General features: G+C 60.3%; 16 protein-coding genes and 1 tRNA gene. 9 read left to right on the top strand and 8 right to left on the bottom strand.

Annotated elements, in window-relative coordinates; genetic code table 11:
• The first annotated feature begins 86 nt into the window (after window positions 1–86).
• The 8 genes from MXA07_RS15475 to MXA07_RS15440 all read left to right on the top strand — a co-directional run bounded on the left by MXA07_RS15475 (window position 87) and on the right by MXA07_RS15440 (window position 7,072).
• Window positions 87–515, top strand: a complete 429-nt coding sequence (locus MXA07_RS15475; RefSeq protein ID WP_247729494.1) for a DUF8023 family protein — start codon at window positions 87–89, stop codon at window positions 513–515.
• Window positions 516–521: 6 nt separating this feature from the next.
• The gene (locus MXA07_RS15470) at window positions 522–1,076 is read left to right on the top strand and encodes a hypothetical protein (protein ID WP_247729493.1); all 555 of its coding nucleotides are present in this window, start codon (window positions 522–524) and stop codon (window positions 1,074–1,076) included.
• Entirely contained in the window at window positions 1,073–3,010 is a 1,938-nt protein-coding gene (locus tag MXA07_RS15465; protein WP_247729492.1) for an Env/VP5 family phage fusion protein, read from the top strand. Before MXA07_RS15470 ends, MXA07_RS15465 begins: the two co-directional genes overlap by 4 nt.
• A 1-nt stretch (window position 3,011) precedes the next feature.
• Entirely contained in the window at window positions 3,012–3,548 is a 537-nt protein-coding gene (locus tag MXA07_RS15460) for a DUF8063 family protein (RefSeq protein ID WP_247729491.1), read from the top strand.
• Window positions 3,545–4,345: a hypothetical protein gene (locus tag MXA07_RS15455; RefSeq protein ID WP_247729490.1), complete on the top strand. Its 801-nt coding sequence runs from the start codon at window positions 3,545–3,547 to the stop codon at window positions 4,343–4,345. Before MXA07_RS15460 ends, MXA07_RS15455 begins: the two co-directional genes overlap by 4 nt.
• Entirely contained in the window at window positions 4,342–5,514 is a 1,173-nt protein-coding gene (locus MXA07_RS15450; RefSeq protein ID WP_247729489.1) for an AAA family ATPase, read from the top strand. Before MXA07_RS15455 ends, MXA07_RS15450 begins: the two co-directional genes overlap by 4 nt.
• 154 nt (window positions 5,515–5,668) lie before the next feature.
• Window positions 5,669–6,052, top strand: a complete 384-nt coding sequence (locus tag MXA07_RS15445; RefSeq protein WP_247729488.1) for a PD-(D/E)XK family putative nuclease — start codon at window positions 5,669–5,671, stop codon at window positions 6,050–6,052.
• A gap of 132 nt (window positions 6,053–6,184) precedes the next feature.
• Window positions 6,185–7,072: a hypothetical protein gene (locus MXA07_RS15440; protein WP_247729487.1), complete on the top strand. Its 888-nt coding sequence runs from the start codon at window positions 6,185–6,187 to the stop codon at window positions 7,070–7,072.
• A gap of 70 nt (window positions 7,073–7,142) precedes the next feature.
• On the opposite strand, the gene MXA07_RS15435 is transcribed toward MXA07_RS15440, so the two are convergent.
• Window positions 7,143–7,424, bottom strand: a complete 282-nt coding sequence (locus MXA07_RS15435; protein WP_247729486.1) for a DUF7692 domain-containing protein — start codon at window positions 7,422–7,424, stop codon at window positions 7,143–7,145.
• A gap of 382 nt (window positions 7,425–7,806) precedes the next feature.
• Between MXA07_RS15435 and MXA07_RS15430 the strand changes: the two genes are divergently transcribed.
• Window positions 7,807–8,469: a hypothetical protein gene (locus MXA07_RS15430; RefSeq protein ID WP_247729485.1), complete on the top strand. Its 663-nt coding sequence runs from the start codon at window positions 7,807–7,809 to the stop codon at window positions 8,467–8,469.
• Window positions 8,470–8,873: 404 nt separating this feature from the next.
• On the opposite strand, the gene MXA07_RS15425 is transcribed toward MXA07_RS15430, so the two are convergent.
• The 7 genes from MXA07_RS15425 to MXA07_RS15400 all read right to left on the bottom strand — a co-directional run bounded on the left by MXA07_RS15425 (window position 8,874) and on the right by MXA07_RS15400 (window position 13,674).
• Window positions 8,874–10,646: a DUF7845 domain-containing protein gene (locus MXA07_RS15425; protein WP_247729484.1), complete on the bottom strand. Its 1,773-nt coding sequence runs from the start codon at window positions 10,644–10,646 to the stop codon at window positions 8,874–8,876.
• Window positions 10,647–10,829: a hypothetical protein gene (locus MXA07_RS15420; protein ID WP_247729483.1), complete on the bottom strand. Its 183-nt coding sequence runs from the start codon at window positions 10,827–10,829 to the stop codon at window positions 10,647–10,649.
• Window positions 10,830–10,831: 2 nt separating this feature from the next.
• A complete protein-coding gene (locus MXA07_RS15415) occupies window positions 10,832–11,353 on the bottom strand; it encodes a DUF488 family protein, N3 subclade (protein ID WP_247729482.1) in 522 nt (173 codons plus the stop codon).
• A 287-nt stretch (window positions 11,354–11,640) separates the two neighbouring features.
• A complete protein-coding gene (locus tag MXA07_RS15410; protein ID WP_247729481.1) occupies window positions 11,641–12,426 on the bottom strand; it encodes a DUF6884 domain-containing protein in 786 nt (261 codons plus the stop codon).
• A complete protein-coding gene (locus MXA07_RS15405) occupies window positions 12,416–12,943 on the bottom strand; it encodes a PD-(D/E)XK family putative nuclease (RefSeq protein WP_247729480.1) in 528 nt (175 codons plus the stop codon). Before MXA07_RS15405 ends, MXA07_RS15410 begins: the two co-directional genes overlap by 11 nt.
• Before the next feature lie 112 nt (window positions 12,944–13,055).
• Entirely contained in the window at window positions 13,056–13,187 is a 132-nt protein-coding gene (locus tag MXA07_RS18200; protein WP_282102523.1) for a hypothetical protein, read from the bottom strand.
• Window positions 13,188–13,600: 413 nt separating this feature from the next.
• Window positions 13,601–13,674, bottom strand: a tRNA-Tyr gene (locus MXA07_RS15400).
• Between the last annotated feature and the right edge of the window lie 105 nt (window positions 13,675–13,779).

Raw genomic sequence — 13,779 nt, 5'->3', positions numbered from 1 at the left:
TGATATTAGTGTTCGATACCTTCCAACCTCGACGAATGTGAGGTATATACCCGAATGTCAGAAACTCGTCGCCTGGGTATCATCCCATGGCAACGAGACAAATTGCGATCGGCGGCGGAACGAATAACAACCAAATCGACCTGCTCGACGTGCTGGCGCTCGTCATCCTTCCGATCAGCTGGGCACTGCAGCTCAACGTGTTCACCTGGCAGATCAACGTCTTCGGCGGTTACGACTTCAACCAGGCGCTCTGGACGATCGGCGGCGTCGCGATCTCCCCGGCGCTGCTCATCACGCTGGCAGCGGTCGCCTGGGTCGTCGTCACGAACCTGCTGAACAGCGAGACCGAACACGGCCAGGAAGAGATGGCCGCGATCGGGACCGCGCTTGCGCTCCCGATCCTGTACGTCTTCGTGCCGGCCGTCGCGGACCTCGTGAACTACCACGACATCACCAAGCTCGCGGCGCTCATGTACGTCAGCGCAGCGACCATGTACGTCTCCTACCGGAGCTGATCGTCCATGCGAATGGACACGCACAACGCGGCGTCTCGGACGATCCTCGTCCTGCTGCCGATCGTCGTGCTGCTGGCGATGGTCGGGATCGGTCTCTGGGCGGCCTCCGGCGCGGCGATCGTCGACCAGGGCAACGGGACCGTCATCACGAACGAGACGGTGACCGTCGACAACACGACGACGACGGTATACGCCGACTTGACGGGCACTGACGCCCTGCAAAACGAGACGGAGGTGACGGCCTGGCTCTACAACGGGACCGACGTGGCGAACGCCTCGGTCGTCGGCAACGACACCGTGACGTTGAACGCGACGGTCAACGAGTCGTCGCTTCAGATCGGGGTCACGAACGCGACCGAGAACCTGACGAGTAGCACCGACTGGGCGCTCTCGATTCGCGGCACGGGCGACACCGCCGAGGTGTCCGTCCTGTCGTTCGGCACGATCAAAGACGGCGGCGGGGGCGGCGCACCCATCTCGAGCGGCGAGGCCGGCGGGATCGCGGCCGGCGTCGCGATTCTGGCCGTGACCGCCTTCGCGATCGCGCGGAGGGGATCATGACGGCGGCCCACAGCCCACAGCCTGACGGGGGTGGCGGCGTCGGCCGGCGCGAGCTACTCCGGCGCGGCGGCACGATCGCGGCCGGCGGGGCCGCGACGGTGTACGTCGGCGATCGGTGGGTGCCGCGATTCTCGCCGGTTGGTAGGGCCCACGCGTTCGGGCTGGTTGCAGGAGCGGTTATCCTCACCGCCGGAATCGGGATCGGCCTCGCGGGGGCCGGTATCGCCGGGATGAACGACCACGATGAAATCCAGGCTCAACGGGCCAAGGAGCTTCACGACCGGGTGTTTCTCGACGCGACCGAGATGGAGATGGCTCAGGCTCCGCTTTTGGAGTCGCTTGCTGGCGATGCCTCCATGATCCGGCAACTGTGCCGGGCTGACGCGGCGTTCGCGATCATGCAGGCGGCGAGCGACGAGGCGGGAGAGACCCAGGCAACGACCGACGCCAAAGACGCGGTGAGCTCGGCTGTCGCTGGAGTCGAGGCTAATTTCTTCGACGCCTGGACCTCGCAGTTCACCCGACTCCGAAGCCGTATCTCGCTTGTCAAAGATAACCCGGACCTCGACCCCACAACGCCGTGGAGTATGGAGGCTTCGAGCGATCCGCTCTCGCCGGGATGGTTGGTCGGAAACTCCGCCAACACCGATGACAACTTTGGCGGCACGGCCTCTGTCACCCTCGTTAACGGTGAGACGGCGCCTTGCGAGATAGTCCTGGGGACGCCTAACACCGGCCAGGGCTACATGATGGTCCCCTGGTCGGGTTCCAAGAGCTATACGCTTCCATCCGGCGAAACCACGACAGAGCCGTCATCTTACGGCAGTCACTATTCCTCGTATCAGGACGATAGTTGGTCGTTCTCGACCTCGTACGGCGTCAAGGCGTTCAGTCGGGAATCCGAGTCCGTTCAGGCGCTCCACTCGCCCGACTGGTGGGCAATTCACAACGAACTGATGACGATCCACAGCGAGGAGCTAACTCATGCCGAGACGATGGCGAGCAACCTCTATCAGCCGGCCGTCGATGGCGAGGTGAATTTCGCCGAGATCGCGAGCGGATCGGCGATCCTCGAAGAAGCGCGCGACGGCGACCTCGGCAACTGGAAACAGGTCGCCGGGATCTATCGCGCCCTGTGGATGCCGGAGGGCGAAAAGCCGGTCGTCGTCTCGCTCGAAAACGGTGTTGAGTTAGAAGGGTTGCTGTTCTGGACTGAGCCGAGTTCGGCCCTGTCGGTCGGTGAGGAGATCAACCCGTCGTCGACGATCGGGCGCTTCTACATGGCGGCCGAGATCAGTTACGTGCCGCCGGTGGAGTCGAGCGACCAGACGGCGACCATCGACGTAACGGTGCAGGATTCGTCGGGGTCGGCGATGACGGACGCGACGGTCGCAGTCAAAGGTCACTCGTCGGACTACACCGTCGACGACCAGGGCGTTGTGACGATCGACGTGCGGCCCGGCTTCCGAACGTTCTACGTGACGGACGCCGATAGCACGTCGAGCGAGACGGCGATAACGATGGAGGTTGCCGACGGCGACGACGTGACCATCACCCACGACGGATCGGACAACACAAGCTATCAGGCCGATCCGTTCGAGAACGAGCAACTGACGCCCGAAGACGAGGGAACGGCACTTCCGGCCCAGATGACCGAGCCGTTCACGATCGAGGGAATCGACGGCGGCGGATCGCAACTGGATTTCGTCAAACCGGACACCGTCGAACCGACCGACGACTTCGACAAGTTCTACCAGATGGTTCAGGACGCCGCCGAAGACGAGCAGGAGACGCGCGAGGAGACGCGCGAGATCATCGTCGAATCGGGCGGGTTCTCCTTCCCGAGTCTCGACGGCGCTGGCGGCGGCATCATCGCCGGCGCGATCGCGTTGATCGGCGTCGCCTGGGGGATCGGCAAGGCTGGAGGAGAGTGAGATGAGGCGGGTTTTCCTGTTTTCCGTCGTCGTAGCCCTGGCGCTGGCGATGGGGATGGGCGCCGTCGCCGCGCAGGGCGAGGCGAACGCGACGGCCGGGAACGAGACAACCGGGCCGACCGGCGAGACCGTCGACGACGAACTCACCATCACTGACTGGCACTTCGACGGCGACGCGTTCGTGCTCGAGCTGCACGCCGAGCGATCGATGGCGGTCACGGCGACACCGAGCCAGCAGATGAGCGAGGGCGCCCAGCAGGTGACGTGGGTCACGAAGGCGATCCCTCGAGGCAACAGCACGATCCGCGTGCCGGCCGAGACGGTCAGCGGCGAGGCGGCCGTCGTCGTCTCGACGCGCGACTCGCGACGCGACGGGCGGGCGGTCCAACTCGCGACGGGATCGGTCGGAGAGAATCCGTTTTCCCCGTTCGGTGGCACCAGCGGTGTCCTGTCGGGCGTCATGCTGTCGATCGGGATGGCCGGCGGCGCGGCCGCCTGGGTACTTCGAAGCGAGGAGTCCGGAGTGATCAAAGCATGAGCGAGCTATCTGCCACGTTCGGCAACTGGAAGGATCGACTGACCTACATCGTCGCGGAAGCCCAATTTCTCGTCGCGGGACTACTCGTCTCGACGGCGATCGCAATCGTCTGGCTCCGGCCGAGTCTGCCGGGCGTCCCGCCGATCGTTCTCGGCTGGATCGCCGCGCTGATGCTGTTAGGACCGCCCGTGTTCGGGTTCTTTGTCTGGCTCGTCCGGAAGCTCAGGATTCGGAATATGATCGCCGTGCACCACATCAACGGCGTCACAGACGAGCGAGAGAAGTATTACGTCGAGCCCGAGATCTGGAAAGAGAAGACCGTCGAGGGACCGAGCCCGTACGTCGTCAACGACGGCGACGCCTACGAGGTACGAGAATTCGAGTGGTTCGACGACCAGGGAGAACTGATCGTCACCGGCTGCCACTTCTCGCAGCTGGCCGACTCGAAGCTCATCACCGTCAAGGCGATGATGGAAGATATTCACGGCCAGCTCATCGAGACCGCGATCGCATACAACAAGCTCCGCGCTCGTATCTCGAGGATGGGCGTCGAGATCGAGAAGGACGTCGTGAACTTCCAGGCCGAAGCCGACGAGCGTGGGCTAATGGGCCAGAGGACGGCCGTGAAAGAACGGTTCGAAGCGGCCGAGAAGGAGGCGCAGGAGTGGGACACCGACGAGATTCGCGACCTCGGCGACTACGAACACGAGTTTGACCCGGTCGAGAATCCGGAGGGAATCGCGATCGACGGCAAGTCCGGCCAGCAGGCCGCCACCGACGGAGGTGCAGACCGGTGACCGACGAACAGGAGATCTTCACGGCGGCGCAACTCCGGGAGCACCAGGACGGATACCAGGCCCGCGAGAACCGAGAAACGCTTCCGCATACGGCGATCGTTCGTGACCCGAAGATCGAGCGGGCGCTGTCCGTCCGAGCGATTCACTACGACCCACAGTCAGCCGACCGGCCCGACCAAATGCCGGGTCACGCGAAGGACCTCGAAAAACATCGCCAGATCCAGTTGATCGAGGGCACGCAGGTAGCCCGCAAAGCGCTCGAAACCGGTGACATGGCGACGGTCAAGCACCTAACCGGTGATACGAACCAACGCGCGGACGTGAGCGGCATCCAGGCGATCGGCAACGTCGACGACCTCGTGACCGGTCCGGCGTCGATCATATACATCTACGCCGAACCGGGGTCGGGAAAGACGGATTTCGCTCTCTTACTCGGCCAGCGCTGGATGCACCACCAGCCGAGGGAGTCACTCGTCGCGTCGAACATCCAGACGCTCGAAGAAACGACCGAGTGGACCGACGGCGAGGGACGGCTTCGAGACGGCTGGATCGCGAACTACGGTGCGCTCGACGAGTGGATCAAACAGGACGGCGAACCCACCGAGAACGAGCAGACGCCGAAGCTGTTCATCTTCGACGAGGCGTCGAGTCACGCCGCTGGTGGCGGCGCACAGGGCTACGAGACGCGCCAGAAGATGGGGCCACTCGTCTACAAGATCCGCAAGTACGGTGGCTCGCTCATCATCATCGGCCACGACGGCGGCGACGTCCATCCGATGGTCCGAGAGCAGGCGAAGGTGGTCAAGAAGGACGGCAAGAAAGAGGCGACAATCTACGACTCGATTCGGAATCGCAAGCCCCAGGGGGAGATTGCGGGCATCACCGGAATCCCGCCGACTGACTGGCGCTTCGACACGCACGAGGCGACCGCGTGGAGTTGGCAGGACCTCCGGAGCGACGACGAGAACGACGGGCTCGACGAAACCGAAGCGGTCGAGCAGGCCGCGATCTACACCGTGATCCGGGCGAAGCAGCAGGGAATGAGCAATCGACAAGTCGCGAAATTCGTCCCCTGGAGCCACGAGACCGTCCGGAAGCGGTGGAACGAATATCAGAACGACGGACTCCACACCGACACGGTTGCCAACGTCGAGGGCGTAATCGCATGACTGCACGGAGGCGACAGCCTGTCAACGGCAACGGACACCCGGTAGATAGGGCCGCGGACTCACCTACTCGGCTCAAATCCTGCGGCCCACGGCTCAGAACCAGTGACAGGCGAGAGGAGTCGATATATAAAACGCGCGAGGCGCGTGATGCGGCGTGAACCGCTCGAAGCGGGCGAACCACTTCGGTACGATCTGCGAGAAGCGGATGGCCGCAAAGCGTCGGTTCGACCTCGAACGGGCGAGCTGGCACGACGCGACCTTCCAGAACGGGACGCCAGTCGAAATCAAGTCGACCATGCTCGAACACAGTGACGGCCAGCCGGGGAATTTCAAAGTCTATCGCGCCTACCACCGAAAGCTACGCCGTCACGACGGCTGGTACTGCTTCGTAGTCTACCGACCACACGGGCGCACCGGCTGCACGATCGTCAACGATCGGATGGTGAGGGCGGCGAATCTGCCGACGCTCCGGTGGCACGGTGGCGGCGATCACCGCGGAACGGAGCAGGCAAAGATCGCGATCGGCGATGTCTTCTAAGACAGTACTATTGAATTCCTAGCCTTCGGACAGATGAGACATGCTGAACACAGAGCGTGAGACCTAAAAATAGATCTACTATATTTCTCGGACCGCCACAACTAAATGGAATTAGTGAGAGAAAAATCGAATATGAGTAAATCAGAATGGAAACAAATAAAGTCAAATTATGACGAATACCTCCGTAGATACCCCGAGGAAGGCAACGTCCAAGGGGTGCTGGAATATCCTCTTCAATCCGCAGCTATTATCCAGGGAGGATATGTGGTAAATACATCCAGCGGGTTAAATCAAAACTTGTTAATTACTTCCGACAATTCATTGCCTGACATACAACAGTTATCTTTAGAAACCCTGGCAAAGCTCTCTACTGAATTGATGAATATTCTAAAAGTACAGATATCAACTGACCATCAAGAATATTGGAAATGGACCATTCAGGCTTTCGAAAAGGTTAACAAACAAATTTCGATATTACCCTCCGAATTAGTGAATAATTTGGAAATACTATTTCGCCTATCTGCTTGCTCCCCAATCCCAAGTCAAGTTGGTGAAGGCCTCTTACACCCAATTCAAGCAAGTTGGGATAGTGAGGGTCATGAAGCATACATAATTTATCGAGCTAAAACCATCGCGGCATATCTATCCTTCCCCCTTCTTGAAGGAGTAATTAAGGGAGTTTGTAGTGACTATATAAAACCAAATGGAGAAGTGAAAGATGGGAAACGCATAAAAAGGTTCTCAGGTGGATATAGCAATAATGTGTGTTATCGTCTTTCAGACCTTTTAACACATTTGGAGGAGGAATATGCAGATGACGAGTTTAAGAATTTGCTACGGGACATGAGGATCATGATTGGAGATTTCTACCATCGGAACCCAAAGAAAGTTTATAGTTTAATAGGCGAATGGCGTAACACTTCATTGCATGGTCAGAACCCACCAGATGCGGAATATGGAACTATCGCCAACATCATTTGTTTGATAATCTGGAACGAGATAAAATCCATTTTACGGTGACAGATACGCTGGTGGATGATTGTACATCAGGACGACTGGCCTGAAATTCCTTGATAATCCTTAGGCGGATCTATCCTTTGCAGGTTACGACCTCGGTCTCGATGTCGAACGTGATAGCACGCGTCGATAGCGTCTCGGCCATCTCCCGACGCTGCTCGGCGGTCAAGTCGTCCCGTTCGAGAACCTGGCGGGCAGCCGCGACCTGCTGCGTAAGATCCTCGCAGGCGTAGGCAACGGCGTCGCTCCGGTTACAGTCGTAGAAGGTGGCGGCCTTCTCGATACAGTCAAACCGCCACTCGTTGCCGTCGTCGGTTCGGATTCGGACGCTCGCCGGGGTCGTGGTTCGGCCCATACTCGTGAACACGGTCCGCAAATCCTAGATTTTTGCGGTCACTGGAACGGGTCTCGTTTAAGTAGCCCATAGCCCACGGCCGCGATCGGCGCGGATCGCGGCCTCGACCGTCGGCCCGATCGGCGCGATATGAACACGGCCGGCTCGCGCTCGTGTTCATATTCGGGAAATAGATTCTCGCAACGCGCAACCCCAAGGACGTGGAGGCAGTTATGGTATCGAAATAACTGACCTCCACAAATGTTGATCCCCTAGTCTCATAAGGTAGTAAGGATATCTCCCTGTAAGACGGATTTCATAAATTCAAGAAATGTCAGCATCACAGACACCGGTGGGGTTTTCGCATAATACCCTTTTGACCCGAATTATACCCGGCTCAATAGTGGTATTGCCCTTTTTGATAAATTTGCATCTTGATTCCTATTTTGCTATTTCTTCTGGTACAACATTTCTACTGGGCGTTGCCCTTACCACTCTTGTAATAGGAGAAGTAATAAACCATCTCAGGTCAGGCTTATTCCGTGTTCCACTGCCCTTCTCATATTTCTTCTATAATGCAACTGGTGAAATTTCTAAGTTACCAAAGTGGTTTCGAATTATTATCAAAATAGACGAAAGGCTTCCAGACAAGTTTAGCATTTTCAATGATGCGCCAGAAGGAACCACACTTGAAACACGCTTCCAATTTGATTTTTTAGATTCTATGAATAATAACTTCCAACTTGATCCGGAGAGAGCGCTCCCCCGAGACTATTATGATTGTCTATTACTAACACTTGCCGAATCAAAGTCCCCGCGGACAGAAAAATTTCGCGAGCTATGGGCATTTCGCCAAAATATTCGGATCGCACTAATGATTTCACTGTTTTTCTACATATGGTATATTGGAATGGAATTTCCAGATGCCACTGCTGTTATACTCCTATTGGCAGCTGGGCTAACCATCTTGCTTGTTGTGGTGATAGATCAGATGCTATCGGGAACTCCCCATTTATTTGTAGAGATGATATTCAAAGAATATTATATGGACCAGAGGAGTGAGTAGCTAACCTACCTCTTGGGGGATCGATATCCTTCTCAGAACATTCAGAAAATGAACTCTCTAAAGGCACATCAATGGTGAGTTTCGATGCTTCAATTGGAGATCGCGCAAGCTGGGGGCTGTAATTTTTTGGCTCTGTCCCCTGGTGACAGGACCGTGATAACCCATCGCCCTTGCTTCGGCTGTAGCGGTGCTGAGGCGTGGCGGTTACTTTGGGACCTTGGCCTTAGCCACACGTTCTAACACGAAAATCGACCCGCAGGGTCGAAGTTCGTCGTCGGCGCGATCGCGATCGGGCCGGCGTCCAGGCCGATCACCTCGGCCCAAACCCCACGGAAACCAGAATATCACGATGATCTACGCGAAACAAAGGGGTTTGAGTAGTGTTGCCACTCACGAGGACCGCGCTACCGGGTCGCGCGGCGTCGGTCAGCGCGGAACTGTTCTAACTCGCTTCGCTCCTCGTCGAGTTGCTGACGGCGGGAACATCGACGTCGACGGCTCTTCCCGATCTCGTCGTGGTCGGGAGCGCTCAGAAAGACCTGACTCAGGTCTCGCCAACGAACGATCGAACCGTCGGCCAGCTCGATCTTGATGTGAACACCGTGGTGTGACGAGAATCGCTCGCAGACCGCGCGATACGCCTCGCGAGCGATTTCTCGGGCGTGGTCTCGGTCGGTGGCCGAGAGTCGGGGCTTCAACAGCAGCCGGCAGTCCTCGCGGTTCTGCTCGATCCCCGCGTCGTACCGAGTTCGCCACGCATCCAGGGCGTCGCTCGCGATTCCCTGGGCGTCCTCGGCGACCTGCATGGTCGCGCTCCCGATCTCGCGCGTGAACTGCTCGGCCGAGGATCTGACCCGCTTGATGAGTGCCTCGGCCACGTAGTCGCTCTCGATCTCGAGCTGGCCGTAGGTGTGACGCACGACGCCTTCGAGGCGATCGACGACTCGAAGCACCGTATCGTAGCAGTATCCGGTCTTCTCGGCAGCGTCGGCCGGCGAGACCTCGCCACCGTCGGACAGTAGCGTCTCGGTCACCGCCCGCCCGGATGGGTTCATATCGCCCCACAGGCGCATCACGGCGGCTTCCTGCTCACTCTCGATCTCCGGCAGCGGACAGTCGACGAGTTTTAGCGTGCGCTGCTCGCGATCGTCCGGGTCGAAGTACTCGTCTTCGAAGTATCGATCTCCGCCGGTGACGTCGAACCCGGCCCACTCCAGGACGTTCGCCAGCGTCTCTTCCAGCTCGCGCCGAAGGTCCTGGCGGTCGAGTTCGTCGTCCTCCCGGTCCCAATACACCGTCTCGTCGGTCACGCTCGTCTGGAACGCGACTTCGAGCTTCGGATGGGACCCAAACTCGTCCTCGTCGTACGTGTCTGGGTCCTTCATGTAGTAGTGCTTGATCTCCTTGCCGAGTCGGTGACCGCGAATCAGTTTCCGCGCTCGGTCACCGTCGACGACCGTCGTCACCATGTCGCCCGGTCGGTCTCGGTTGTCCTCGACGTGCTTTCGGTACCCTGATCGATCGCCTTCGAGCAGACTGTGAATCCGCGCGAGCGGGCCATCGGGCGCGTAGATCGGCCCACTCTCGTCAGAGACGACTCGGGCGTACACTGCGGCGTCTTTGATGTTGCTCGACTCGGCGAATTCGTCGAAGTACCGGCGCGGGACATCAAACGCGGCTGCTGCTTCCGCGAGCAGGTCGGGGTAGCGTTCAAAATCGACGTTCGACGCCTGTACCTGGGCGTCGAGATACGGAACGCCCAGGTCCATGTACCCCTGTACCTTGCTCACCTGGCCCGTCTCGTCGTCTCGCTTCTTCATGTTCGGCCAGCGCGGTCGAATCGTCACGGTCCCGCCCTTCACCCGCTTCGAGCGATCCGCGCGTTCGTCGTCGTACGTCCCGTCGTCGCACACGAAGTATATCCGGTAGAGGTACGCCGAATTGAGGCGGTAACTCGGGTCCTCCCACGGAACGATCGGCTGGTCATCGAAATCGAGACAGGCGTGCCAGGTCTCGCCATCGATCTCGAACGTCGCGGTCGGTTTGCCCGCGTTCTTCCAGTCGTGATCCTTCCGCGTCCGATCCAGTCCGTAGTACGGTTTCAGGCCGTCTCGCACCATGTGAAAGTGGGCGTCGAACTCGTGGCACTGGAACCGAAGGAACTGCTGGACCGCCATCTACAGTCCCTCCCTGTCCCGGAAACAGTCGGGGCAGAGTGCGATCGACTGGCCCAGCCGCTCGCGAACGTCACGCGACCGCTGCCCACAGCCCACGCACTCGGGCCACCGGCTCGTCGGTTCCTCGTCGGTCGCTGGCGGGTCCTGCGGCTCCGTGACCCCGAAGGCCGTCAAGTCGGTCACGGTTAGGCCTCCGGAGTGCTGAAGTCCGCGAGAGCGGCGTTCGGGCTACTCTCTTCGTCAGATTCGTTGCGGCCGACGTCGAGCGTTGTCGGGTCGGGATGGTGGACGATCTCGACGTCGGCCAGCTCCGCGACGATCTCCTTCGTGAGCAGGCGACGGTGACACCAGCGGCAATCCTTCTCCCAACACACCAGCCAGATATCCCGCTCGCTCGCACGCTCGCGTAGCTCCTCGATGACCGCCTGCGGGCCCGGGAAGCTCCGAAGGTAGTTGAGATACCGCGGCTCGAATCTCACCGTCTGCCAGGCGACGTCACTCGGGAACGCGGCGCCGTCGGCCTCGGCACTCGCCTCGACCGTCTTGTAGGCGTCAAGCAGGTTTGCGGGCGGGGCCAGTGCCGGGACGTTCCGGTCGGTCACTCGCTCGACGAAATCCTTCGGATAGCGAACGACACCGATCACCTCGGCGTCGTCGGCGGGCTCGAACTGGCTGACCCCGCCGAAATAAGTCGTGTGGACCGTCACCGCCGCTCACCTCCGAAAGCGCCGCAATTCGGGCAGGCCTCGAAGGTGAACCGTTCGTGACCGCACTCCCCACACTCCGTTTTGTCCGACCCGTTACTCGACACGGGACTCACCTCCGTCGATCGATACCCGCGACCGGGCTGGCAACCGCCTCGGGCTGTACTGTCGCGATCGCGGATAGGCCGTCTGGCAGCCCACGCACAGGGTGAGACCGACGTCTTCGGACGGCGGAACGTACACCGTCGCGCGTCCCGGGTTCACCTGACCGTCGCACTCGGCGCACCGGGTCACGCCGACCACCTCCCGAACGTCGCCTGAATGGCTTCTGGCGGGTGTCCGTCGGGATCGGGTGTCTCGATCTCGACCGACGGGTCGGCCTCTCCCGTCGCCTTCTTGCGGCAGGTTTCGCACAGCCAGGCACCGTCGGCCGTCCACCATTCGGGTGCCATGCCGTTTCCCGGCGACGTGACTCGCCCCGGTTCGTAGACCTCGGCGTTCCGAGCCGCCCGCTCGCACGAATCACAGAACAGCGCGTTCAGCTCCAGGTCGTCGGGGTCGACACCCTGCTCGGCGGCGACCTGTTCTCGCGCCCACCGCATCTGCTGACCGTTCCCGCCCGTGGCGTCGAACGGGAAGCGGACAGTCACGTCGACGGTATCGTAGTCCGCAGCGACGTCGGCGAGTCGATCGCGGAGCGGATTCACGTAGGACTGGGCGTGTAGGACGACGATTTCGATCGCGTCCTCGTCGGTGTGGTAGTGAACTGTCTCGTCGACGTGGTCGGCAACGTGATCAGCCCACTCTGAAACGCTCTCGTGGTTCGGTTCGTCCTCGCCCGTGAACCCGGAGTTGGTGATCCGAAGGTCGTAGGGCTCGATGTAGGCGATCCACGGGATGACGCCCTTTGCCGAGAGAACCGAGTAGAAGTCCCCCAGCCAGACCGCGTAGGCCCGGTTCCAGCGGAACCAGCCCGACGTGTAGAGGTTGTAGGCGAGCGTATTGCGACAGTCTCGCTTCTGACCGCCGCACCCGACGAGGACGTAGCGGTATCGGTCAGTGCCGTTACTCGACACGCCGATCACCCCTGGAGAGGTCGACCGTCGCCGGATCGATCACGTGCGACCACGCCAGTTTCGCGACCGACTGCTCGGAGCGCTCGCCGTCGACATCGTACCATCGCTCCTTCAGCAGTTCGTCGACGAGCGTCGCCGGGACGAGCGCCCGCGCCTGGTTCGGTAGCCCTGGCCGCGGAACGTAGATCGCGAACAGGTACATCCCGGCCGCGTCGACGAGCTGCTGGTGCGCTCGGCGCTTGACGTAGAAGCGCCCGCGCGTCGATCGCGACCCGTTCGACGTCCGGACCTGGCAGGCTTTGATCTCGATCGGCGTCTCCGGCTCGACGACAACGATGCCGTAGAACGGCAGCGACGTCGACGCTTCGAGCAGTCCGGTCGTCTCCGCGTCGTGCCAGGTGGCCGTTCCGTCGCCCACGTACCGAAGCGCGTCGATCGACTGGATGACGTCGGCCTCGATCGCGTCCCCACTGGCCTTCGGGCTCTTGATCTCGCCGAGACTCGCGCGGGAACTCAAAGCACATCACCCCGAATCCGGCGAACCTCGCGAGCGCACGATGGACACAGCCGACGGGTTGCGGCGACGGACGTCTCGCAACGCTCGCACTCGTCGCGTTCAACAACTCGACTCAAGCCGGCTCACCTCCGGCTTTCTCGACTGCCTCGCGAACCTCGATATCGCTCGCCTGATTGGCCGGGTGGACGAGCGTTGATCGCGTCTCGACGTCGTACAGCGCCGAAGCGGGAACGAACGCGTCCATCACCGCCGCTCACCCCCGTCAGTCGCGACGCGTCGCCCGGCCCCGGGAACCAGATTCCGGCGCGGGCAATCCCAGTTGTGACCGACCTCGCGAGTCCCGTCAGTCAGCTGCGTACAGCGGCGCTTACAACTCTGGCACCAGAATTCCCGGCTCTTGTCAGGTACCGGGTGAGCGTAGTGTCGCCGGCGTAGTTCCTCGGCGTCGATTTCTTCGACGAGGGTGGCCAGCGACGTCACGCCGACCACCCCGGTTTTCGACTCCTAATTTCGCCCGACGGCGCCGACCCCCAACTGGAAACCCGTTCTACTCCACTTTTCGCGGTCGATCGCGCGAATCCTGACCCGTCGGTATACGCACTGAGAACAGCGTATACTACGGAATTGGGTACTACTACACTTCGGCGAGAATCCGGATCCGCCCTCCCCGATTTGAACGGGGGACAAGTCGATCTACAGTCGACTGCTCTACCAGTCTGAGCTAAGGGCGGGCAGTAAACTGTAGCAGGGCTTCCCCAAATAAGGGTTGTTATTCGCTGCTGGATCGGTCAGACGGGGAATAGTATTTATACGAGAATGTGGATGGCTGTCATACC

This window comes from Halovivax limisalsi (assembly GCF_023093535.1).
GTDB lineage: Archaea > Halobacteriota > Halobacteria > Halobacteriales > Natrialbaceae > Halovivax > Halovivax limisalsi.
This window is presented reverse-complemented; position numbering and strand designations above follow the sequence as displayed.

Coding starts and splice junctions, on each gene's coding strand:
- MXA07_RS15475 (WP_247729494.1), top strand. CDS start 87: ATGGCAACGAGACAAATTGCGATCGGCGGCGGAACGAATAACAACCAA.
- MXA07_RS15470 (WP_247729493.1), top strand. CDS start 522: ATGCGAATGGACACGCACAACGCGGCGTCTCGGACGATCCTCGTCCTG.
- MXA07_RS15465 (WP_247729492.1), top strand. CDS start 1,073: ATGACGGCGGCCCACAGCCCACAGCCTGACGGGGGTGGCGGCGTCGGC.
- MXA07_RS15460 (WP_247729491.1), top strand. CDS start 3,012: ATGAGGCGGGTTTTCCTGTTTTCCGTCGTCGTAGCCCTGGCGCTGGCG.
- MXA07_RS15455 (WP_247729490.1), top strand. CDS start 3,545: ATGAGCGAGCTATCTGCCACGTTCGGCAACTGGAAGGATCGACTGACC.
- MXA07_RS15440 (WP_247729487.1), top strand. CDS start 6,185: ATGAGTAAATCAGAATGGAAACAAATAAAGTCAAATTATGACGAATAC.
- MXA07_RS15435 (WP_247729486.1), bottom strand. CDS start 7,424: ATGGGCCGAACCACGACCCCGGCGAGCGTCCGAATCCGAACCGACGAC.
- MXA07_RS15425 (WP_247729484.1), bottom strand. CDS start 10,646: ATGGCGGTCCAGCAGTTCCTTCGGTTCCAGTGCCACGAGTTCGACGCC.
- MXA07_RS18200 (WP_282102523.1), bottom strand. CDS start 13,187: ATGGACGCGTTCGTTCCCGCTTCGGCGCTGTACGACGTCGAGACGCGA.